This window comes from Streptosporangium sp. NPDC003464 (assembly GCF_053588315.1).
This window is the reverse complement of the sequence record NZ_JBSFPS010000529.1, coordinates 1-1,912: the sequence shown is the minus strand read 5'-3', so window position 1 is coordinate 1,912 and position 1,912 is coordinate 1. Positions and strand designations below refer to the sequence as shown.

Below are 1,912 nucleotides of genomic sequence, written 5' to 3'. Positions count from 1 at the left end.
CCTGCGGGCGCACCCGGGGCGCCGGCAGCAACGGCCGCGCGATCTCCCACAACCCCGCCGGGACGATCCAGTCCCATCGCCCGCCGTCCATGGTGGGTGAGTTCAACGACTCACCCACCATGTAGGACACGCTGTAAGTGGTCGCCGCAACACCCCAGCTTGAAGGGGTGCGATGGACTTCGAGATCCGGAAGGACCGGAGACGTTCCCGGGCCGAGCGCCGTTCACGGGCGCCGACCAGGCCCGCGCCTTTGCCCACCGTACCGGCGCCGGAATGACAGCCATGCGAAGCGGAGCGAGGTGAGGGCTCGCCCTGGAGAGGAGAGGACAGGTCTCCGGGGCGGCCGGTCTCAAGTGCGGTCGGTCTCAGGGGCAGAAGGCGGAGTCGATCATCTTGCTGAAGGCGGCCATGTCGGACTGGGACTGGTTCTGGTTGACGGAGAGGGCCAGCTTCGTGCGGCCGTCCAGGGTGGTGAAGGCGGTCGTGAGATAGCCCGGGATGCCTCCGTTGTGACCGATGACCCGCCGCCCGCACGAGGTGGACATGGAGACCAGGCCGAGGCCGTAGTCTCCCGGCTGGATCTTGATGGGAACGGTCTTCTGCATCTCGGTGAACTGGGAGGGCTTGAGGAGCTTGCCGGTGACCAGGCCGTTGAGGAAGGTCGTCAGGTCCGCGGTGGTCGTGATCATCGCTCCACCGGAGCTGGCGATGCTCGGGTTGAGCCGGGTCACGTCCACGTACTCGCCGTTGTTCTTCTTGATGTATCCGTGGGCGTGCGGACCGGGGATGGCCGTGGAGTACGTCGGAGCCGAGGTGTCGTGCAGCCCCAGCGGCTTGATGACGCGCTCGGTGACCTCGCTCTGCCAGCTGTGGCCGGTCACCGCCTTGATCAGCATTCCGACCACCACATAGCCGGTGTTGGAGTAGGAGAACTTCGTGCCGGGCTCGAAGTCCAGCGGCCTGGTCAGCGCGGTCTTCACGATGCCCTCGTCGGTGAACCGGGTGAAGCGCAGCTTCAGGTACGGTTCGTCCGACGTCGGGAACTCCTTCATGCTGGTGTAGTCGGGTATTCCGGCGGTGTGCTGGAGGATCATTCGTACGGTGATGTCGTTCTCGCGCGGCAACAGGCCCGGCAGGTACTTGCCGATGGGGTCGTCCAGTCCGATCCGGCCCTCGCCGACCAACTGCAGCACGGTGACCGAGGTGAAGACCTTGGTGACGCTGCCCATGCGGAACGACCCGTTGGCCGGGACGGGACGTTTGCCGTCGATCGTGGCCGTTCCCGAGCGCAGGACGGTCTGCCGGTCTCCCTCACTGAGCCTGGCCTGCACTCCGGCCGCAGTACCGGTGCGCATCATCGCGTCCATCGACTTCTGGAGCGAGGCCGCGGTGCTCGGAGCGGAAGCCTCCGCGGCGTGTACCGGGACGGCGGCGAGGGCCAGCCCGGCGGTGGCGAGGGCGAGGGCGAGGGCGGGGCCCCTGGACTTGGTACGCATGGGTGGTTACTTCTCCTGGTGGGCTTTCACGCCGCATCGGCGCTGGTCACCACGCTAGGAGAGGCGGGCCTGGGCGAACGATCCCGCCAGCGGGCCAACGACAGAGGGGGATGACCGGCCCGCGATGGTAGGGAAATCCGTACCGTCCGGTTCGTGTGGCCGCGTGCCGCGATGCTTGGGAACGCCCCGGCTGAGCGCCGTTCACCGGCGCCGACCAGGCCCGCGCTCCCGCCCGCCGTACCGGTGCTGAGGACGACAGTCCGGTGAAGACGGAGGGGAGCGGGGCGGGTGGGGTGGGTTGACCGCGTTCATCGGCTAATTAGACCGTGTCCTACATGGTGAGTTTGAGATGTCGCTTATGGCAGGTCATGACTGCAGCGAGGGTGAGAAAGGCCAGGTAGGCGTAGGGGTGACGC

Annotated in this window: 1 protein-coding gene; it reads right to left on the bottom strand. The window is 67.1% G+C overall.

Features of this window, described 5'->3' with window-relative positions; genetic code table 11:
• Positions 1 to 365: 365 nt before the first annotated feature.
• Positions 366 to 1,496, bottom strand: coding sequence for a serine hydrolase domain-containing protein (locus ACWDS7_RS48200; RefSeq protein WP_451934787.1), 1,131 nt, complete (start codon positions 1,494 to 1,496; stop codon positions 366 to 368).
• Positions 1,497 to 1,912 lie beyond the last annotated feature (416 nt).